This window comes from Rhodococcus sp. 06-1474-1B, from assembly GCF_002258885.1.
Taxonomy (GTDB): Bacteria; Actinomycetota; Actinomycetes; order Mycobacteriales; family Mycobacteriaceae; genus Rhodococcoides; species Rhodococcoides fascians.
In genome coordinates this window covers 199,678-218,095 of the sequence record NZ_NOYR01000021.1, presented here as the reverse complement: position 1 = coordinate 218,095, position 18,418 = coordinate 199,678, and the positions used below count along the sequence as shown (strand labels likewise).

Here is an 18,418-nt window from a genome sequence, read left to right as displayed (position 1 = left end):
AAAGCCCGGTTGCGGCGGCCGACCGGAGCATCTGACACTCTGGAAACTGTGAATCCGTCCACCGCTCAGGCCACTGCAGTCGTCGACGAACTGGCGCGCAGCGGGATCGAAGACGTCGTGCTCTGTCCCGGCTCGCGCAACGCCCCGTTGGCCTTCGCTCTGCAGGAAGCCGACGCGGCCGGCCGGTTACGACTGCACATGCGGATCGACGAGCGGACCGCCGGATTCCTGGCGATCGGACTGAGCCTGGGTAGCGGGCAACCGGTCCCGGTGGTGATGACGTCGGGAACGGCGGTGGCGAACCTCGGGCCCGCGGTGCTCGAAGCGAACTACGCCCGGATCCCGCTGATCGTCATCAGTGCCAACCGGCCGTACGAGATGCTCGGCACCGGTGCCAACCAGACCATCGAGCAGTTGGGCCTGTTCGGGTCGCAGGTCCGCGCGACGATCAGCCTCGGGCTCGCCGAGGAAGGACCCAAGCAGAACAGTCAGTGGCGCAGCGCGGTCTCGCGGGTCATCGCTGCTGCGCGGGGTGCGCGCTCGGGCAACGCCGGACCGGTGCACTTCGACATTCCACTGCGTGAACCGTTGGTGCCTGCGATCGGCGATCCGGGGGCCCGGCCCGAAGGACGTCCCGACGGGATGCCGTGGACCTCGACCACCCAGGCGACCCTCGACGTGCCGGTCGAACTCGATCTGTCGGTCGACACCGTCGTCGTGTCCGGGCACGGCGGAGCCGTTCGTCCTGAGCTCGCCGGGCTGCCGACCGTTGCCGAGCCGACAGCGCCACTGCACGGAATTGCGTTGCATCCCTTGGCTCTTGCGCAGTTGAAGCCGCGTCAAGCCGTCATCACCGGTCGTCCGACACTGCACCGTCAGGTGTCGGCGCTGCTCGCGGATCCGGCGGTGGACGTCATCGCGCTCACCACCGGCCCGCGTTGGCCCGACGTCTCGGGCAACGTACTGGCCACCGGCACGCGTGCCGTGACCACCGGCGCACCCGATCCCGCGTGGATCGCACGATGCGCTGCCGTATCGGAACGCGCCGAAAAGGCTGTGCACCAACAACTTCGAGAGCATCCCAAGCTGACGGGGCTGCACGTTGCCGACGCGGTGATGTCGGCATTGCAGCCCGGAGATCAGCTGGTGCTCGGAGCCTCCAACCCCGTGCGCGATGCGGCCCTGGTCTCCACTCCGATCCCGGGCGTGAAGGTTCTGTCCAATCGTGGCGTGGCCGGCATCGACGGCACCGTCTCGACGGCCATCGGTGCGGCGATGGCCGGAAAGCGCCGCACCGTGGCGCTTCTGGGAGATCTGACGTTCCTGCACGACGCGGCCGGTCTGCTCATCGGCACCGGCGAGCCGCGTCCGGACGATCTGACGATCGTCGTTGCCAACGACGACGGCGGCGGCATCTTCGAGCTTCTCGAACAGGGCGACCCGCAGTACGCGGGTGTGTTCGAGCGGGTGTTCGGAACACCGCACGGAATGGACCTGGGAGCGTTGTGCGGGGCCTACCGCGTGGAGCACCACCTGGTCGACTTGGCCGATCTGGCCACCGAACTCACCGGCCATGCCACGGGAATCAGGGTGCTGGAAGTGACCACGGAACGGTCCGGGCTGCGCGACCTACACGCAGCGATCCGGGCCCGTCTCTAATTCTGTTGCGCAGCAACCCATTCGAGTGTTTCGCCGGTTTCCTGATCGATCATGTCCTTGATCATCTTGTTGATCAGGTCTTCGATCTTGCCGCCGACGAGCGGAATCTTGACCGTCGACTCACCCTTGACGACCAGTTTCGCTCCGGTGCCGTCGGGGCGAAGCGAGAGGGTGCCGTTCACTTTCGCGGGTAGACCCGTGGTGCCGCCGACCAGCGTGCCCTCGGCGTGGTCGCCTTCGAGCGGACCCCAGTGGTCGGTACGCGAGACGATCAGCTTGCCCTTGATGACTTTCGTGACGAACCCGGGCAGTTCGGACGTGCCGACCTCCTCGGTGATGTCCACGGTCAAGCCGCCGTCGTCGTGCTTGGTCATCTCGTACCCGTCCGTCTTCTTCGCCTTGGCGAAGCGAGCGGCCCACTGGTCTTCACTGGTGAGTGCGGCGTGCACGTCAGCGGGCGGATTGGACGATTCGACGGTGAACTCGAAGCTGCGCGACATGAGCACAGAGGCTACCGGAGCGGAGGCGAACCGGCCGCGAAGTAACCTGAATGCTGTGACCGACACCGAGAGGGGCAGCCGAACTCTGCACAGAATCCGGCTGGTCGTGCTCGTGGTCGCGGTTGCCATCTCGGTTCTGTCGGTCCTTTTGGTGGTCGGTGCCTGGCGAAACGACGTCACCATCGACTCCGACAAGGGCGTCGCGACGGCCGAGGTGCTGTCGGCGGGCAAATTGCGTTCGGCGGTCAGTTTCATCACCCCCGACGGCGTGACCCACAATCCCAGACTCGGCGTGCTGTACCCCACCAATCTCGTCGTGGGTCAGCGCATCGAGGTCGAGTACTACAAGGCGGACTCCGACGACAACGACAGCGACAGCGACCTGCTGGTGCGGGTAGCCGGCCGTGACGCCACCGTGGCCATCGTCCCCGCTGGATCGGTCATCGTCGTCACCTGGCTGATCGCCCTGCCGGCCCTGTTCTGGTTACGTCGCAAGGAGACCCAGCGTATGGGGGCCCAGCGCACGGAGGTACAGAATGCGTAATGCCAGGCAGTGGGTCATCGCTGCTGTCGCCGCGGTGGCCGGGTTCGCGTTGGTGAACTTCGGCAACGTCGCGTCCTCGATCGTGATCATGGTGCTCGTGGTGGTGTTCCTGCTCGTCCTGACGACTCCGGTGCTGTATCCCCGTTCTCTGTCCGACGACGCGTCTCGAGTGGCTGCGACCGAAAAATCGGTGCCGCTGATCTACTGGCGTCCCGGTTGCATCTTCTGCCTTCGGCTGCGGGTTGCGCTGTTGCTCCGCGGAAAGAAGGCCGTGTGGACGAACATCCGCGCAGATGCTGCTGCCGCAGCGCGGGTTGGGTCGGTGAACGACGGGAACGAGACGGTTCCGACGGTGTTCGTGGGCACCGAACACCGCACCAACCCGAGTCCCTCGTGGGTCGCCCAGCAATTCGTGTGACGTTGGCCCACACGTAACGTCGTCCATGCCTGGGCGACTGCGTGGCCACCCACACTGAGGACCGTGCGAGTAGCCATCGTTGCGGAATCGTTCTTGCCCAACATGAACGGCGTCACCCACTCGGTGATCCGTGTCCTCGAACATCTCGAGAAGACCGGGCACGACGCCATCGTCGTCGCTCCCGACAACCCGTCGGGACCGCGAGCGGCGACCTGGCACAACGGCGTCCCGGTCCACCGAGTGCCGTCCGTGATGGTGCCGAAGGTCAGCTCCCTGCCCGTCGGTGTTCCTGGCCTCGGGATGGTCTCGGCCCTACGGACCTTCGCGCCCGACGTCGTGCATCTGGCGTCCCCGTTCCTGCTCGGAGCGGGCGGCCTGGCCGCCGCCAACCGCCTCGACGTGCCTGCCGTCGCCGTTTACCAGACCGATGTCGCAGGATTCGCCGCGAGCTACGGCCTCGGCTTGACCTCGAAGGCCGCGTGGCGTTGGACCAGGAGACTGCACCGCGGAGCGGCCCGCACTCTGGCACCGTCCACCTCGGCCGTCGACGCTCTCGAGCAGCACGGCATCCCGCGCGTACACCGGTGGGCCAGGGGAGTGGACGCGGTTCGGTTCGCGCCCTCGGCCGCGTCGGCCACCCTTCGCGGCCGATGGGGAGCCGGCGAAAAGCTGATCGTCGGGTTCGTCGGCAGGCTCGCGCCGGAGAAGCACGTCGAACGGCTCGCCGTGCTGGCCACGGATCCGTCGATCCAGCTGGTGATCGTCGGTGGCGGACCCGATATGGCAGCACTGCAGGCGTTGATGCCGAACGCGATCTTCACCGGGCAACTCGGCGGCGACGAACTCGCGCAGGCCTACGCCAGCTTCGACATCTTCGTCCACCCCGGCGAACACGAAACCTTCTGTCAGGCAGTCCAAGAAGCCCTCGCCAGCGGAGTCCCCGTCATCGGTCCCGACGCCGGCGGACCCCGCGATCTGGTCTCGCACTGCCGCAACGGCTACCTACTGCCGGTCGACAAGTTCACCGAGCTGCTGCCCAGTGCAGTCGGCGCCCTCGCCGAACCCACCACCCGTGCCCGCTTCGGCAACGCCGCCCGCCGATCGGTTCTGCACCGCACCTGGCCTGCCATCTGCGACGAGCTGATCTCCCACTACTACGACGTGCAAGGCATCACAGCGCCACGGGTGACCGAAGCAGCCTGAGTAAGCTGGAGTTCGTGGCCACGACATCGCGCGCAACCCTGGAAAAAGAGCCCCACGAGGTGGCGTCGATGTTCGACGGCGTCGCCCGCCGCTACGACATCACCAACACCGTTCTGTCGTTCGGCCAGGACCGCAGCTGGCGCAAGCTGACTCGCCGAGCCCTCGATCTGAAGCCCGGCGAGCGGGTCCTGGATCTCGCCGCCGGCACCGGCGTCTCCACGGTCGAACTCGGACGCAGCGGGGCCTGGTGCGTCGCCACCGACTTCTCCAAGGGCATGCTCCGAGCCGGACTCTCCCGCGGAGTGCCGATGGTCGCCGGTGACGCGATGGCGCTTCCGTACGCCGACGCCAGTTTCGACGCCGCCACCATCTCGTTCGGCCTTCGCAATGTCTCCGACTTCGATGCCGGTCTGCGCGAAATCGCTCGGGTCACCAAACCCGGTGGGCGTCTTGTGGTCTCGGAATTCTCCACCCCGGTCTTCGGCCCGTTCCGCACGGCATACATGGAGTACCTGATGAAGGCGCTCCCCAAAGTCGCTCGCGCAGTGAGCAGCAACCCCGACGCCTACGTCTATCTCGCCGAGTCCATTCGCGCGTGGCCCACCCAGGAGCAGTTGGCTCAGCGCATCGCCGACGCCGGCTGGACCGACGTGCAGTGGCGCAACCTCACCGGCGGAATCGTGGCACTACACAAGGCAATTCGGCCCTGAGCCCGCGCGCGGCTACGAAAACGGCGGCCGCGAATCGATTTTCAGTGACGTGGTTCCTGCGGTTCGCCACGTACGAGCGACGAGGTCGCTGTCGGCCTCGGTGACCAGGTTGCCCATGCACCGGACGGCAACTTTCATCAGTGCCCGCGAGCGCATGCCCACCGGACCCGCTGCGGGCAGGAACCTCGGCACGGTCAGCAGTCCGGCGAGGCGTCGAGCAATGGAGAAGGCTTGACCGTAGTGCTCACGCAGCAGGGTCGGCCAGGCGTCGGTCAGGTCCGCGTGATCGAGAAGGTCGACGACCATGCGGCCGCCTTCGAGTCCGTAGTCGATGCCCTCACCGTTGAGTGGGTTCACGCACGCTGCGGCGTCGCCGATGATCGCCCAGTTCACCCCCGCGACGCCGGAGACCGCCCCGCCCATCGGCAGCAGCGCCGACCCGACCGACCGCAGCTCGCCGGTCAATTCCCATTCCGACCGCCGCTGCTGGGTGTAGAGGTCCAGCAGGGGACGCAGGGCTCCCGGTGCGGGCCGGGTGGCGGTGGCCAGCGTGCCGACGCCGATGTTGATGTTGCCGTCGTTCAGGGGGAAGACCCATCCGTAGCCAGGCTGCAGCGTGCCTGCGCCGTCGCGCAGTTCGAGGTGTGAGCTGATCCATTCGTCGTCGCTGCGCGCAGACGTGATGTACGCGCGGGCGGCGACGCCGAACGCGGTGTCGCGGTGCCACTGGCGTCCGAGTTGCTTGCCCAGCGTGGACCGGACTCCGTCGGCGACGATCAGAGTGCGGCACGCGATGTCGTGGCTGCCTTCGCCGGTCTGCAGCGTCACCGTTCGGACCGCATTTCCGTCGCGGGTGACGGACACCGCTTTGGCACCCTCGGCCATCACAGCCCCGGCCTCGACGGCGACGCGGCGAATACGGTCGTCCAATTCGGTTCGCGGGACGGCGCTGCCCACCGCCGGGAAAGATCTGCTCGGCCATTCGAGCTCGAGTTCCTGGCCGAACCCACTCAGGCGCAACCCGCGATTGCGCGCGGTACCGCGAACCCATTCACCCAGGCCCAACCGATCGAGTTCGGCGACCGCGCGCGGAGTCAGCCCGTCGCCGCACGTCTTGTCCCGGGGAAAGACGGCCGCGTCGGCGAGTACGACGTCGCGGCCGGAACGCGCTGCCCACGCTGCCGCGGACGATCCTGCGGGGCCCGCGCCCACGACCAACACATCGGTCGAGGAGGGCAGGGCCGGGTTGGATGAGGTCACAGATCCCAGTATCCCGATTGCCGCGGTGCTGCGCCGTCAGGGCCTTCGGTCGACCGTTGTCGAGGCCCTGCTCATCGGGGGTGTTCACCGTCGGAGCGGTGACGTCGTTCACTCATCGGCCCTGCAGGCCGCGTCGGGAAGCGACTCGGGCTCGGTTCGGTGAGGGAATAGTCACCTGTGGTGGGCGGCACCGTCGTGCGAGTGTGCACACTAGGTTCACTACGGTAGTACCCGAGCAGCAGTTTCCGTCATCCATCGCCGCTCGACGCCGACGACAGGACAGGGATCAACATCGTGAGTACAGACGACGCGACCGCAGTAACGGTCGTTGCCGGAGTCGACCTGGGTGACCCGGAGCTCGCTCGATCCGTCGCCGACGGTCTCGCGCGCGTCGAAGAGCTGATGATCAGCGAACTGTCCGACGGCGAAGAGTTCCTCACCGAGGCTGCTCTGCATCTGGCGAAGGCCGGCGGTAAGCGATTCCGACCCCTGTTCACCGTGCTGACCGGCCAGCTGGGGCCGTCGCCGACAGATCCGGCGATCGTCACCGCCGCCACCGTGGTCGAGCTGGTGCACTTGGCGACGCTCTATCACGACGACGTCATGGACGAGGCGTCGATGCGCCGCGGAGCCGAGAGTGCGAACTCACGCTGGGGCAACAGTGTGGCCATTCTCGCGGGTGACTACCTCTTCGCACATGCGTCGCGTCTGGTGTCCACCCTCGGACCCGACGCCGTCCGCATCATCGCCGAGACCTTCGCCGAGTTGGTCACCGGGCAGATGCGCGAAACGATCGGGGCCAAGAGCACCGACGATCCCATCGCGCACTACCTGAAGGTCGTGTGGGAGAAGACCGGGTCGCTCATCGCCTCCTGTGGGCGCTTCGGCGGCACGTTCAGTGGCGGCGATGCCGAGCACGTGGGACGCCTCGAGCGTCTCGGTGACGCTGTCGGCACCGCGTTCCAGATCTCCGACGACATCATCGACATCTCCTCGGCCACCGAGCAGTCGGGTAAGACTCCCGGCACCGACCTGCGGGAAGGCGTGCACACCCTCCCGGTGCTGTTCGCGCTCCGCGAGGAAGGTGCCGACGGCGACCGCCTCCGCGAGATCCTGGCCGGCCCGGTCACCGAGGATGCGCTGGTCACCGAGGCCCTGGAGCTGTTGCAGCGGTCACCCGGCATGGTCGCGGCCAAGAAGACCCTCGGCGAGTACGCCGACCGCGCCCACGCCGAGCTCGCGCTGCTGCCGCAGGGACCGGCCAACGACGCCCTGGGCCGACTGGTGAACTACACCGTCGAACGCGTGGGGTAGTCGCCCACGCAGTGGTCGGGAACTGCGCGTCGGGGTGCCGTCGTTGAATCGGGTAGGAACACCCGGTACGAGGAGGCACCCGTCACGATGAACAGTTACGCCAACGGTGCGAAGACATTCGGCCTGCTGGTCGGGATGTCTGCGCTGATCGTCTTCATCGGGTCGTTGTTCGGTAACTCGATGATTCTGATCGGGTCGATCGTGCTGGCCGTCGGCGTCAACGGCTACGCGTACTTCAACAGCGCGAAGATGGCTCTGAAGTCGATGCACGCGGTGCCGGTGAGTGAGCTCGAACAGCCGGCGATGTACCGGATCGTGCGGGAACTGGCGACAACGGCGCATCAGCCGATGCCCGCGCTGTACGTGAGCCCGACCAACAATCCCAACGCGTTCGCCACCGGGCGGAACCCGCGCAACGCAGCCGTGTGCTGCACCGAGGGCATTCTTCGGATCCTCGACGAGCGGGAACTTCGAGCGGTGCTCGGACACGAACTCTCGCACGTCTACAACCGCGACATCCTGATCTCGTCGGTGGCCGGTGCCATGGCCTCGGTCATCTCCGGCCTGGCGAACCTGGCCTTTTTTGCGAATGTGTTCGGTGGACGCGGCAACGGGGGACCGAACCCGCTCGCGCTGCTGTTGGTGTCGATGCTGGGACCCATTGCGGCCAGCCTGGTTCGCCTCGCGGTCTCTCGTTCTCGGGAGTATCAGGCCGACCAGTCCGGTGCCGAGCTGACCGGCGACCCGTTGGCTCTGGCGTCGGCACTGCGCAAGCTCGAGCAGGGGGTGCAGCTGGCACCGCTGCCGCCCGAGCCGCGGCTGGCCGCGGAGTCGCATCTGATGATCGCCAATCCGTTCCGCATCGGCGACAAGGCGGGCGCGCTCTTCGCCACCCACCCGCCGATGGCCGACCGAATCGAACGGCTCGAGCGGATGGCCGGCCATCGGCCGTACTGAGCGGAGCCTGCGGCATGTGAGTGGAACTTCGTAGTCTGCTACGAGGTTCCACTCACATGCGGCGCTCTACCGGTAGTTGACGAACTGCAGGGCGATGCCGAAGTCCTCGTTCTTGAGCAACTGTTGGATTGCCTGCAGGTCGTCGCGCTTCTTGCTGCTCACGCGCAGCTCGTCGCCCTGGATCTGCGCTTTGACGCCCTTGGGGCCGTCGTCGCGGATCTTCTTGGAGATCTTCTTGGCGTTCTCGGTGCTGATGCCTTGCACGAGTTTGCCGGTGACCTTGTAGACCTTGCCGGACGCGGCCGGGTCGTTGGTCTCGAAAGCCTTGAGCGATACGTCGCGTCGGATCAATTTCTCCTTGAAGACGTCCAGAGCTGCCTTGACCTTCTCCTCGGATTCGGACGTGATGACGATGGTCTCGGACTCGCCACTGCCGGACCACTCGATGCTGGTGTCCGATCCTCGGAAGTCGAAGCGGGTCGCCAGCTCCTTCGCGGCCTGTCCGAGAGCGTTGTCCACTTCCTGCCGGTCGACTTTGCTCACTACGTCGAAGGACGAATCAGCCACTTCTCACACTCCCCAGTCGAATCGAAAATTTGTTTCTGCGGTGGTGTCGGTCCACATCCCGCTGGGACTTTATCGGCCCGCTACCGACCGTATCCACCCGGTTTGCGTTCCGGGGGGACGTTCGTTGTATTCTTCTCACCGCGCCGAAGACCAGCACGGACTTCGATCGCAGCACGGCAGATTGCCCGAGCGGCCAATGGGAGCGGACTGTAAATCCGTCGGCTTATGCCTACGTAGGTTCGAATCCTACATCTGCCACACCTGGAACCCCGGCGAGAAATTTTCTCGCTGGGGTTTCCATGTGAAGAGGACATATCAGGGCCGCTGACCTCGCAATTTGGCAGTCGGTGCTCGGAATGTGTAACCTCTTGAAGGCTTCAGCGCACGGCTTGTTCGTGTTCTGAGGTGGAGCCTGCGGAACGAGAGTTCCCGTAGTCACCCGCCCCCTTAGCTCAGTCGGTAGAGCGTTTCCATGGTAAGGAAAAGGTCAACGGTTCGATTCCGTTAGGGGGCTCGCTGGATTGGATGGCTCGACGTCGCGCTCCCGTTCGTGGGATGGTGGACGATGAGCACCTGAGGCGGTGTAGCTCAGTTGGTAGAGCAAACGACTCATAATCGTTGCGTCGCCGGTTCAAGTCCGGTCACCGCTACACAGTAGGCAAGCACGGCAAGTAGCACGCATGAACAGTCCTGATTGACCCAGATCAGATTTACCCGAAAGTAGGCGTCCAGTGGCCTCCTCCACCGATGTGCGGCCCAAGATCACCTTGGCCTGCGAGGTTTGCAAGCACCGCAACTACATCACCAAGAAGAACCGTCGGAACGATCCCGACCGCATCGAGCTGAAGAAGTTCTGCTCCAACTGCGGCACGCACCGGGCGCACCGCGAGTCTCGCTAGGTCCAACTGCCCTTCTGTAAGGGTAGAAAAGGTCGTTTCCACCGTGTCACAAGCACCACACGATGCTGCGGCATCAGCTGAAATTCCGGCCATGGATGTATCCGCTCACGCGGCGTCCATGGTCGGTTTTCATTACCGCGTCGACGACTTCTACGAGGTCGGCCGCGAAAAGGTCCGTGAGTACGCGCGTGCGGTCCAGGACTTCCATCCCGCGCATCACGACGAGGACGCAGCGAAGGGCCTCGGTTACGACGGTCTCCTCGCGCCCTTGACCTTCATTTCGCTGGTCGGCATCATCGCGCAGACGCGGATGTTCAAAGAGGTCATCACCGGGTACGACCCGAGCCAGATTCTGCAGACCGATCAGCGGCTGCAATTTCATCGCCCGATTCAGGTCGGCGATCGACTGGTGTGCGATGTCCACCTCGAGTCGTTCCGTCAGATGAGTGGCAGCGACATCATGACCACCAAGAACATCGTCACCGACCAGAACGGCGAGGTCGTGCAGACGACGTGGACGACCATCGTCGCGCGTACCGGCGGCGAGGTCGACGAGAACATCGCGCACGCGGTCAAGGAAGTGATCATGCATGGCGCTTCGTAGCTTCGACGACGTCTCCGTCGGATACGAGTTGCCGGAGCGAGTCGTCATGCTCACGCGCGGCGATCTGGTGAACTACGCGGGTGTGTCGGGAGATCCGAACCCGATTCACTGGAGCGACGAGGTCGTCCGCTTGGCCGGCCTGGACAATGTGATCGCGCACGGCATGCTGACGATGGGCCTCGGTGCCGGGTTCGTCACGTCGTGGCTGGGTGATCCCGGTGCGGTCACCGAATACAACGTTCGCTTCACCAGCTCGGTCTACGTGTCCGAGGACTCCGCGGCTGCGGTCGAGTTCTCCGGCAAGATCAAGTCGGTGGATGCGGACGAGAGAACTGCCGTCATCGCTATCGTGGCGAAGTTCGAGGGCAAGAAGATTTTCGGGCGAGCGACCGCTACGGTTCGCTTGGCCTGATGATGGGTCGATCCGGACGGCCACCGAGCTGCCGGAACGACGGGATTTATCTGTTCCGAAGGGTGTGCAGTACACTGAGATTTCTGGGGTAATCCAGCGCTGTGCGCTGCCCGCGTCCTCCTCGGAGGTTGTGTGGGTTCGCGTGAATGCGTCGGGTGGACACCAGAGCGGCCGAGAAGTTTTCGGCCGAAGGGGCGTAGCTCAATTGGTAGAGCAACGGTCTCCAAAACCGTAGGTTGCAGGTTCAAGTCCTGTCGCCCCTGCCCAAGGTGTCAGCAACTGAGAGGAACGACGTGAGCGAGGAGCGCGGTAAGCGCGACGGTCGATCGGAGGAGTTCGAGAACTCCTCGGCTCCAGACGACGTCGCACCTGGCTCCGAGGGCCGTCTCTCCGATGCTGACACAACCGCAGATGATGCCGCTGCAGGCGCAGTGGCTCCAACCGGCAAGCGTGCGTCCGGCAGGTCCCGTGGCAGCGCTGCCGGCGTGTCGATGACGAAGGCCGCGCCCGCGAAGGCGGCTTCGGGCAAGGCTCGGTCCGGCAAGGCCAAGCTCGACAAGCGACCGAATGTGTTTCTGCGTCTGTTGCAGTTCTTCCGCGAGGTCGTCGCCGAGCTTCGGAAGGTCATCTGGCCGAACAAGAAGCAGATGGTCACCTACACCACCGTGGTGCTCGTCTTCCTGGCGTTCATGGTCGCGTTCATCAGTGGCCTCGATCTGCTGTTCATCAAGGGCGTCGGCTGGCTGTTCGGTTGACCGAACGCAGTTGCCGTGACTTTTCGACGATCGAACCGAGCAGGAACTAGAGAAAGGGTGCTGACGTGAGCACGCCGCACAACGACGCCACCGAAGTGGCCGCATTCGACGCCGATGTCGAGGCGACCAAGCAGGGCCTCGAAGCGGAGCAGGCCGCTCAGGACCGCGAGACGGACGAAGCAATCAAGGCCGACGTCGCCGCTGCCGCCGGGGACGACGTTCCCGCCGAAGGTGACGAGACATCCGAGGTCGCCGCTGACGTCGACGTCACTGCAGAGCCCGAAGACCCCGTTGCCGAGATGAAGGCGGCTCTGCGCCGCGCTCCCGGTGACTGGTACGTCATTCACAGCTACGCCGGCTACGAGAACAAGGTCAAGGCAAACCTCGAGACCCGCGTGCAGAACCTCGACGTCGGCGACTACATCTTCCAGGTGGAAGTTCCCACCGAAGAGGTCACCGAGATCAAGAACGGCCAGCGCAAGCAGGTCAACCGCAAGGTTCTGCCCGGCTACATCTTGGTCCGCATGGAACTCAACGACGAGTCCTGGGGAGCGGTACGCAACACCCCCGGTGTCACCGGTTTCGTCGGCGCGACGTCGCGCCCGTCGCCGTTGACCATCAACGAGGTCGTCAAGTTCCTCATGCCGCAGGAAGGTGCCAAGAAGGACGCGAAAGCGACCGCCGGCACCAGCGACCAGAGCGGCGACACCACGTCGAAGCCGACCATCGAGGTCGACTTCGAGGTCGGCGAGTCGGTCACCGTCATGGACGGCCCGTTCGCGACTCTCCCCGCCAGCATCAGCGAGGTCAACGCCGAGCAGCAGAAGCTCAAGGTGTTGGTATCGATCTTCGGCCGTGAAACCCCGGTCGAGCTCGGCTTCACCCAGGTCTCCAAGATCTAGAAGCCGCGCGCACAGACTTGCAGTAGCAACCGCAAGAAACCCGAGCGAATACAAGGAAAAAGAAATGCCCCCGAAGAAGAAGAAGCTAGCCGGGATCATCAAGCTTCAGATCCAGGCCGGTGCCGCCAACCCGGCACCGCCCGTCGGCCCCGCACTGGGCCAGCACGGCGTCAACATCATGGAGTTCTGCAAGGCGTACAACGCCGCGACCGAGTCGCAGCGCGGCAACGTCGTGCCGGTCGAGATCTCGGTCTACGAAGACCGCACGTTCGACTTCAAGCTGAAGACTCCCCCCGCTGCCAAGCTGCTGCTCAAGGCCGCAGGCGTGGCGAAGGGCTCCGGCGAGCCACACAAGACCAAGGTCGCCAAGGTGACCATGGATCAGGTGCGCGAGATCGCCAAGACCAAGCAGGAAGACCTCAACGCCAACGACATCGATCAGGCCGCGAAGATCATCGCCGGCACTGCTCGCTCGATGGGCATCACGGTCGAAGGCTGATTTTCAGCCTCTCAAGCATCACACGTGGGAGAGCCGGCCAGGCTCGTCAACCACTCTGAACTCGAACGAAGGACAGTAAGACATGGCAAAGCGCAGTAAGGCCTACCTCGAGCAGGCCGCCAAGATCGACCAGGACAACCTCTACTCGCCTCTGGAAGCCGCCAAGCTGGCCAAGGAGACCGCGTCGAGCAAGTTCGACCCCACCGTCGAGGTCGCAGTGCGACTCGGCGTCGACCCCCGCAAGGCAGACCAGATGGTGCGCGGCACCGTCAACCTTCCCCACGGCACCGGCAAGACCGCTCGGGTTATTGTTTTCGCCGCTGGTGAGAAGGCTGCTGAAGCTGAGGCAGCAGGAGCCGACGTCGTCGGTGCAGAAGATCTGATCGAGCGCATCCAGGGCGGATTCCTGGACTTCGACGCCGCTATCGCGACCCCCGATCAGATGGCCAAGGTCGGCCGCATCGCCCGTGTCCTCGGACCGCGTGGCCTGATGCCGAACCCGAAGACGGGCACGGTCACCAACGATGTGACCAAGGCCGTCAACGACATCAAGGGCGGAAAGATCAACTTCCGCGTCGACAAGCAGGCCAACCTGCACTTCGTCATCGGCAAGGCCTCGTTCGACGAGACCAAGCTGGTCGAGAACTACGGTGCCGCACTGGACGAGATCCTGCGTGCGAAGCCGTCGTCGGCGAAGGGTCGCTACGTCAAGAAGGTCACCGTTTCGACCACCACCGGACCCGGCGTCCAGGTCGATCCCAACCGCACTCGCAACCTCCTCGAGGACGACGCGAACGCGTAATTTCTTCAGCTCTGAACGAAGGCCGGTCTCCCTGTGGGAGGCCGGCCTTCGTCGTTCTGACCTGCCGAGATCTAGGCTGCGTTCGCGCGAGCGAAGTTGGCCAGCACGAGGCCGCTGATCCGGTCGAGCAACGCGGCCGGCAGGTCGTGTGCCATGCCCTCGATGAGGGTCAGCTCCGCGCCGGGAACCGCCCGGGCGATGGCCTTGCCACAGGCCGGCCGCACCAGTCGGTCCGCGGTCCCGTGGATGACGGTCGTCGGTGCGTCGATCTTCTGTGCGTAGGGCTTGAGGCTGCCGGTACCGGTGATGGCCGCCATCTGCCGAATGACGCCGGACGGGTTGTAGTTGCGTTCGTACATCACCTGGGCGATTTCGAGCTGTTCCTCGAGCGGGGTCCGGAACCCGGGGGAGCCGATCGTGGACAGTGTCTTCGCCGAATGCGCGATGATCTCGTCCTTCGTGGCGTCCTTGCTGACGCCACCGATCAACGGCAGTAGTGCCCGGGGATCCGGCGGTGGCAGGAATGCCTCGTTGGTGCTCGAGAACAGAATGGACACGGACTTGGTTCGCTGCGGGTAGCTACCGGCGAACACCTGCGTGATCATGCCGCCCATCGACGCGCCCACGACGTGCGCGGAGTCGATGTCGAGGTGGTCGAGTACACCGACCGCATCGGCGGCCATGTCGACGATCGTGTACGGGACGTCCGACGACATTCCCAGTTCGTGCCGGAGGAGCCGAAGAATCTGCCAGCCGTGCACCTTCCTGCCCGTCATCTTCGTCGACAGCCCGATGTCGCGGTTGTCGATGCGGATCACCCGATATCCGGCGTCGACGAGACGCGTGCAGAAGTCCATGGGCCACAGCGTCAGCTGCGCGGACAGACCCATGATGAGCAGTACAGCGGGGTCGTCGACCGATCCCATGTCCTCGTACGCGATGTCGATGGAGTTCGACGGCGCGATGCCTTGTTCGATTCTCATGTTCTCGTTCCTACCAGTCGGGGTCGCCCAGCACCGGAGCCACCAGGTAGCTGGGATCGTGTGGGTCGATCGCGATGTCCTGCGGTTTCAGTCGAGTGCGAACGATGTCCGGCAGGATGGGGATGAACCGTGGTGCGTCGGTGGCGAATACGGCCACCCGGAGGCGATGACCCGTCGCGATCACAGCTTCGGTGCCGAGAATGTCGATGTCGAGTGTGATGGGCTGCCCCACGGGTACCGGCAGCGCAGCGGCCTTGGTGAGCGGGTGGTACGGCCGGGTGTAGTCGCCGTTCGGTGCGAACAGTGATCGCTCGTCGTCCACGGCTCGGCGAGACGCGAGCAACGCCCCGTTGCTCAATACGGTCGACTTACCGTCGGGGGCGACGTCGCAGATCATGATCGCCCACAATGCTTCTCGGGCACGGCAGATCACGCGCAGATGCAGGTTCATCGGCCCCGACAGCACGGCGTCCGCGCGGGCGGGTTCGGTGGTGAACGTAGCGGCGGCGCCTTCGGCGAATCGGTTGTCGTAGGTGAAGCCGCCGCCCAGTAGAGCCGTGACACCGGCGAGAACCTGTGTGGTGTCCCGGGATACGACGGCACGCAGGGACGGACGCACGGTCAGCACGCCGGACGACGTGGACGGCTCGTAGGCGAGGCTGCCGTCGCCGGCGGCGTGGGCGGCGGTGTTCGACGCTTCGGCCGACAGATACAGTCGGCGGGACTGTGCCTGGGGAGCCGGAAAGCGGCCGTGCGCAGTCCAATTGCCGCCCTGTTGTCGTAGGGTGACCGGCCCGTAGTTCTCGATTCCGTTGTCGATGTCGCACAGCCACCTGTCGAACCAGGCTCGCTCGAGTACGTCCAGTCGTGGTGGGAATCCCGGTTCACCGAAACCGATTCCGGGATTGACGTGGTAGCCGTCGCCGACGAGTAGTTGTTTGGAGCCGCGTTCGAGAGCGAGTCGGTTGTAGATGTCCGGGGCCGAGCTGCCGAAGATGTCGTGCCAGCAGCCGTAGAGGAAGGTCGGTGCGGTGATGTCCTCGATGACGGCGTCGATGGTGTCGTAGTACGGGTCGTCGTAGATTCGTGGATCATTCCCCGTCACAAAGCCTTTGGCCAGATCGAACAGGTCGGTCGCAGGTGATCGGACGCGATCGCGAAGCCAGGCGAGGGTATCGATTCCTCTCACGGCAGGTGCCCATTTGAGTCCGTTGACAGCAGCGAGCCACAGGGGAATGAACGCCGAGGTCGCGCCTCCGGTTGCGAAGATCTCGCGAACGATGTCCACCGAACCTTCGACGGCGAATATCGCGTCGAGCCCGTCGGGTCTTTTGGCTGCCGCCTGCAGTGCGTTGATCGCAGAGTACGAGATGCCCGCCATGCCGATTCTGCCGTTGCACCAGTATTGCCGGCGCGCCCACTCGATCACCTCGGTCGAGTCCTGCTGTTCTCGGGTGCCCAGCACGTCCCAGGTTCCGGTGGAGCTTCCGGTTCCTCGAACGTCGACGATCATCTGGACGTACCCGCTACGGACGAGGTGGCGGTTGACCGACAACAGATCCGCGGCTCCGCCCGCGACCACACGGGTGATTTCGGTGATGCCGTCGAACGCGGTACCGGTCAGGTCGAATGCGGACGAGAACTTCCTGATGGCTCGGCCGAGTATCGGTGTTTCGAGGATCGTATCGATGCCTTTGATCAGGAGCTTGTTGTAGGGCGTCAGGTTCAGGACCGTCGGGAACGTCCCCGGTACCGGCTGCCCGGACGCATCGGCGGGGCGGAAGACGTATGCGCGTAGGGCCGCTCCGTCGCTCATCGGAATGCGCACGTCGGCCGAGACGGACACTCGTGGGTACTGCGGAGCCTGCGCCGTGATCGCTGCCCAGGCCTGCGCGGCCTCGCCGCCGCTGGGGTCGCGCGGGGGTCTCAGGAGGGGGTGGGGCTCGACGGCGGTCATGGAGAACGATTAGACCTTCGAGCGACCCTCTTTGTCCTGTGGAACGCGAATCGGTCGTGGTGTGCTCCAACGAGACGGCCTCAGTTCTGTGTTTTGTTGGGAACATTCTCAACGCCGGTTGAGCGTTGCTGTGGGGCGTACCAGACTTTCGAAACCAGCGACTACGACGCGCGCTGCGTTGTTAACGTCTGCCAGTCCGAGTGATGTGGGACACCGACCGTTGCAGGGGAGTACGAATGCACGTAGAAGCACTGTTCGGAGACGGATCGCAACGGCCTATCTGGCCGCACGCGGACGCACTGATCACCAGCGAATGCCCGGGGCTACGCTTTGCCGGCAAGTACGCCGATGTCGTTGCTCTCAGCAACGGCGATCCCACCGCGCTGCGGCCGTTCATCGACGAGGAGACCCGTCGCCGCGTCGCGAGCATGGCACCACCGCGTACCGACACTGCGCTCGTGTTCGGAGCGAACGGATTTCTCGGCGCGCATCTGATCGGCCGTCTCACCCGGGACTCCGCCGTCGACGTCGTGTACGCCGTGGTTCGTCCCACCGAGGAAGAGTCGGCTCGAGGGCGACTCCAGCGCACGTTCGATCAGTACGAGATCGCGGTCGATGCAGACAAGATTCGGATCGTCGAAGGCACGCCGACCTCGTTCCGCTTCGGTCTGGACAAGGCCGGGTACTTCGAACTCGCCGCCGGTGTGGGCCAGATCTTCAACTGCGCCAGCTCGACCGACTACACCGAGAGCTACGCCGAGCTGCGGGACGACTGGTTCGTCAGCGTGCTGCGCATCCTTGAATTCAGCATCACCTCGGCCCGTAAGCATCTGACCTACGTCGGCAGCATCGGCGCGCATCTCTATCAGAAGCCCGAGGACTTCCGTCGTCCCGACTCGTGGTGGTACTCCGGGTACGCCCAGATGAAGTGGGTCAACGCCACCTTGCTCGGGTGGTTGTCGATGTCGGACACGTATTCCGTCACGCTGGCCGAGGCCCCCTACATCCTCGGCAGTACCGACCTGGGCCTCGATCCGGGCCGCGTCTACAGCTTCTGGCGCATCGTGGAGTTGGCGATCGCCGCCGGCGCGATCTGGGACGGGCCGGGAATGAACTACGTCCCGGTGGACGTGATGTGCGACGTCATGGCCGGCAACGCACTGCGGAGCCACCCGCTCACCCGATTGTTGCCCAGCAACCCGACCGGTTACGGACACGACCTGTACGCCGAGCTCCTCGGCCTCGACCTGGTGAGCTGGGACGAGTTCGTCGAACGCGTCAGCGTCCGTATCTCGCCTCGGTTCGCCGAGACCATGCTCGCCGACAACATCGACAAGCTCATGCGGCTGGTGCACAAGCCCGAGGCCATCCTGCCCGTCGACCACGACACCTCCTGGTGCGATCACCGCAGGCTCTTCGAGCTGTACTTCGAAAAGGCCCAGCTCAAGACGCTCACCCCTGTCGTCAACTGAC

The 18,418-nt window shown here is 64.8% G+C and carries 20 protein-coding genes and 4 tRNA genes; 19 read left to right on the top strand and 5 right to left on the bottom strand.

Features of this window, described 5'->3' with window-relative positions; all coding sequences use genetic code 11:
• The first annotated feature begins 48 nt into the window (after nt 1-48).
• Complete coding sequence (gene menD, locus CH266_RS07930; protein ID WP_094715059.1) at nt 49-1,659, top strand: 2-succinyl-5-enolpyruvyl-6-hydroxy-3-cyclohexene-1-carboxylic-acid synthase; 1,611 nt, start codon at nt 49-51, stop codon at nt 1,657-1,659.
• Here the strand turns inward: menD and CH266_RS07925 are convergent.
• Nucleotides 1,656-2,159, bottom strand: coding sequence for a DUF2505 domain-containing protein (locus tag CH266_RS07925; protein ID WP_027498290.1), 504 nt, complete (start codon nt 2,157-2,159; stop codon nt 1,656-1,658). The genes menD and CH266_RS07925 overlap by 4 nt on opposite strands.
• A gap of 55 nt (nt 2,160-2,214) precedes the next feature.
• Here CH266_RS07925 and CH266_RS07920 point away from each other — a divergent pair, with 55 nt between their 5' ends.
• From CH266_RS07920 to CH266_RS07905, 4 genes are all read left to right on the top strand, one after another.
• Nucleotides 2,215-2,703, top strand: a complete 489-nt coding sequence (locus tag CH266_RS07920; RefSeq protein WP_052073687.1) for a hypothetical protein — start codon at nt 2,215-2,217, stop codon at nt 2,701-2,703.
• Complete coding sequence (locus CH266_RS07915; RefSeq protein ID WP_094715058.1) at nt 2,696-3,121, top strand: glutaredoxin domain-containing protein; 426 nt, start codon at nt 2,696-2,698, stop codon at nt 3,119-3,121. Before CH266_RS07920 ends, CH266_RS07915 begins: the two co-directional genes overlap by 8 nt.
• Before the next feature lie 63 nt (nt 3,122-3,184).
• Nucleotides 3,185-4,324 carry a glycosyltransferase family 4 protein gene (locus CH266_RS07910; RefSeq protein ID WP_176457035.1) on the top strand — a complete coding sequence of 380 codons (1,140 nt, stop codon included), beginning with the start codon at nt 3,185-3,187 and terminating at the stop codon, nt 4,322-4,324.
• A 14-nt stretch (nt 4,325-4,338) separates the two neighbouring features.
• A complete protein-coding gene (locus tag CH266_RS07905) occupies nt 4,339-5,034 on the top strand; it encodes a demethylmenaquinone methyltransferase (protein WP_027498286.1) in 696 nt (231 codons plus the stop codon).
• 12 nt (nt 5,035-5,046) lie between these two features.
• On the opposite strand, the gene CH266_RS07900 is transcribed toward CH266_RS07905, so the two are convergent.
• Complete coding sequence (locus CH266_RS07900; RefSeq protein WP_094715056.1) at nt 5,047-6,294, bottom strand: geranylgeranyl reductase family protein; 1,248 nt, start codon at nt 6,292-6,294, stop codon at nt 5,047-5,049.
• Between the two features lie 294 nt (nt 6,295-6,588).
• Here CH266_RS07900 and CH266_RS07895 point away from each other — a divergent pair, with 294 nt between their 5' ends.
• Nucleotides 6,589-7,608, top strand: coding sequence for a polyprenyl synthetase family protein (locus tag CH266_RS07895; RefSeq protein ID WP_032365250.1), 1,020 nt, complete (start codon nt 6,589-6,591; stop codon nt 7,606-7,608).
• An 87-nt stretch (nt 7,609-7,695) separates the two neighbouring features.
• Nucleotides 7,696-8,565: a zinc metalloprotease HtpX gene (gene htpX / locus CH266_RS07890; protein ID WP_027498283.1), complete on the top strand. Its 870-nt coding sequence runs from the start codon at nt 7,696-7,698 to the stop codon at nt 8,563-8,565.
• A gap of 66 nt (nt 8,566-8,631) precedes the next feature.
• Here htpX and CH266_RS07885 read toward each other — a convergent pair whose 3' ends face one another.
• Complete coding sequence (locus CH266_RS07885; RefSeq protein ID WP_027498282.1) at nt 8,632-9,132, bottom strand: YajQ family cyclic di-GMP-binding protein; 501 nt, start codon at nt 9,130-9,132, stop codon at nt 8,632-8,634.
• A gap of 175 nt (nt 9,133-9,307) precedes the next feature.
• Here CH266_RS07885 and CH266_RS07880 point away from each other — a divergent pair.
• The 11 genes from CH266_RS07880 to rplA all read left to right on the top strand — a co-directional run bounded on the left by CH266_RS07880 (nt 9,308) and on the right by rplA (nt 14,005).
• Nucleotides 9,308-9,390: transfer RNA gene (locus CH266_RS07880), tRNA-Tyr, on the top strand.
• A gap of 183 nt (nt 9,391-9,573) precedes the next feature.
• Nucleotides 9,574-9,646: transfer RNA gene (locus tag CH266_RS07875), tRNA-Thr, on the top strand.
• A gap of 63 nt (nt 9,647-9,709) precedes the next feature.
• A tRNA-Met gene (locus CH266_RS07870) sits at nt 9,710-9,782 on the top strand.
• 81 nt (nt 9,783-9,863) lie between these two features.
• Complete coding sequence (gene rpmG, locus CH266_RS07865; protein WP_027498281.1) at nt 9,864-10,031, top strand: 50S ribosomal protein L33; 168 nt, start codon at nt 9,864-9,866, stop codon at nt 10,029-10,031.
• 91 nt (nt 10,032-10,122) lie between these two features.
• The gene (gene hadA, locus CH266_RS07860; protein ID WP_048316186.1) at nt 10,123-10,635 is read left to right on the top strand and encodes a (3R)-hydroxyacyl-ACP dehydratase subunit HadA; all 513 of its coding nucleotides are present in this window, start codon (nt 10,123-10,125) and stop codon (nt 10,633-10,635) included.
• Entirely contained in the window at nt 10,622-11,047 is a 426-nt protein-coding gene (gene hadB / locus CH266_RS07855; RefSeq protein WP_032365253.1) for a (3R)-hydroxyacyl-ACP dehydratase subunit HadB, read from the top strand. The genes hadA and hadB overlap by 14 nt, the downstream gene beginning before the upstream one ends.
• Nucleotides 11,048-11,237: 190 nt before the next feature.
• Nucleotides 11,238-11,310, top strand: a tRNA-Trp gene (locus CH266_RS07850).
• Between the two features lie 30 nt (nt 11,311-11,340).
• The gene (gene secE / locus CH266_RS07845; protein ID WP_032369898.1) at nt 11,341-11,802 is read left to right on the top strand and encodes a preprotein translocase subunit SecE; all 462 of its coding nucleotides are present in this window, start codon (nt 11,341-11,343) and stop codon (nt 11,800-11,802) included.
• Nucleotides 11,803-11,867: 65 nt separating this feature from the next.
• Nucleotides 11,868-12,704 carry a transcription termination/antitermination protein NusG gene (gene nusG / locus CH266_RS07840; RefSeq protein WP_032369737.1) on the top strand — a complete coding sequence of 279 codons (837 nt, stop codon included), beginning with the start codon at nt 11,868-11,870 and terminating at the stop codon, nt 12,702-12,704.
• A 64-nt stretch (nt 12,705-12,768) separates the two neighbouring features.
• Nucleotides 12,769-13,203 carry a 50S ribosomal protein L11 gene (gene rplK, locus CH266_RS07835; protein ID WP_008713829.1) on the top strand — a complete coding sequence of 145 codons (435 nt, stop codon included), beginning with the start codon at nt 12,769-12,771 and terminating at the stop codon, nt 13,201-13,203.
• A gap of 82 nt (nt 13,204-13,285) precedes the next feature.
• Nucleotides 13,286-14,005 (top strand): 50S ribosomal protein L1, encoded by a 720-nt coding sequence (rplA, locus tag CH266_RS07830; RefSeq protein WP_027498276.1) that lies wholly within the window; start codon nt 13,286-13,288, stop codon nt 14,003-14,005.
• Between the two features lie 71 nt (nt 14,006-14,076).
• Here rplA and CH266_RS07825 read toward each other — a convergent pair whose 3' ends face one another.
• Both CH266_RS07825 and CH266_RS07820 read right to left on the bottom strand, forming a co-directional pair.
• Nucleotides 14,077-14,988 carry an alpha/beta fold hydrolase gene (locus CH266_RS07825; protein WP_032369736.1) on the bottom strand — a complete coding sequence of 304 codons (912 nt, stop codon included), beginning with the start codon at nt 14,986-14,988 and terminating at the stop codon, nt 14,077-14,079.
• A gap of 10 nt (nt 14,989-14,998) precedes the next feature.
• Nucleotides 14,999-16,945 (bottom strand): CocE/NonD family hydrolase, encoded by a 1,947-nt coding sequence (locus CH266_RS07820; RefSeq protein WP_032369735.1) that lies wholly within the window; start codon nt 16,943-16,945, stop codon nt 14,999-15,001.
• Nucleotides 16,946-17,181: 236 nt separating this feature from the next.
• Here CH266_RS07820 and CH266_RS07815 point away from each other — a divergent pair, with 236 nt between their 5' ends.
• Nucleotides 17,182-18,417 carry an SDR family oxidoreductase gene (locus tag CH266_RS07815; protein WP_032369734.1) on the top strand — a complete coding sequence of 412 codons (1,236 nt, stop codon included), beginning with the start codon at nt 17,182-17,184 and terminating at the stop codon, nt 18,415-18,417.
• Nucleotide 18,418: the final 1 nt, after the last annotated feature.

Bases quoted from the DNA above. Each gene is read 5' to 3' on its own strand.
- CH266_RS07925 (WP_027498290.1), bottom strand. From the start codon at position 2,159: ATGTCGCGCAGCTTCGAGTTCACCGTCGAATCGTCCAATCCGCCCGCT.
- CH266_RS07915 (WP_094715058.1), top strand. From the start codon at position 2,696: ATGCGTAATGCCAGGCAGTGGGTCATCGCTGCTGTCGCCGCGGTGGCC.
- htpX (WP_027498283.1), top strand. From the start codon at position 7,696: ATGAACAGTTACGCCAACGGTGCGAAGACATTCGGCCTGCTGGTCGGG.
- hadA (WP_048316186.1), top strand. From the start codon at position 10,123: ATGGATGTATCCGCTCACGCGGCGTCCATGGTCGGTTTTCATTACCGC.
- hadB (WP_032365253.1), top strand. From the start codon at position 10,622: ATGGCGCTTCGTAGCTTCGACGACGTCTCCGTCGGATACGAGTTGCCG.
- rplK (WP_008713829.1), top strand. From the start codon at position 12,769: ATGCCCCCGAAGAAGAAGAAGCTAGCCGGGATCATCAAGCTTCAGATC.
- rplA (WP_027498276.1), top strand. From the start codon at position 13,286: ATGGCAAAGCGCAGTAAGGCCTACCTCGAGCAGGCCGCCAAGATCGAC.
- CH266_RS07825 (WP_032369736.1), bottom strand. From the start codon at position 14,988: ATGAGAATCGAACAAGGCATCGCGCCGTCGAACTCCATCGACATCGCG.
- CH266_RS07820 (WP_032369735.1), bottom strand. From the start codon at position 16,945: ATGACCGCCGTCGAGCCCCACCCCCTCCTGAGACCCCCGCGCGACCCC.
- CH266_RS07815 (WP_032369734.1), top strand. From the start codon at position 17,182: ATGCACGTAGAAGCACTGTTCGGAGACGGATCGCAACGGCCTATCTGG.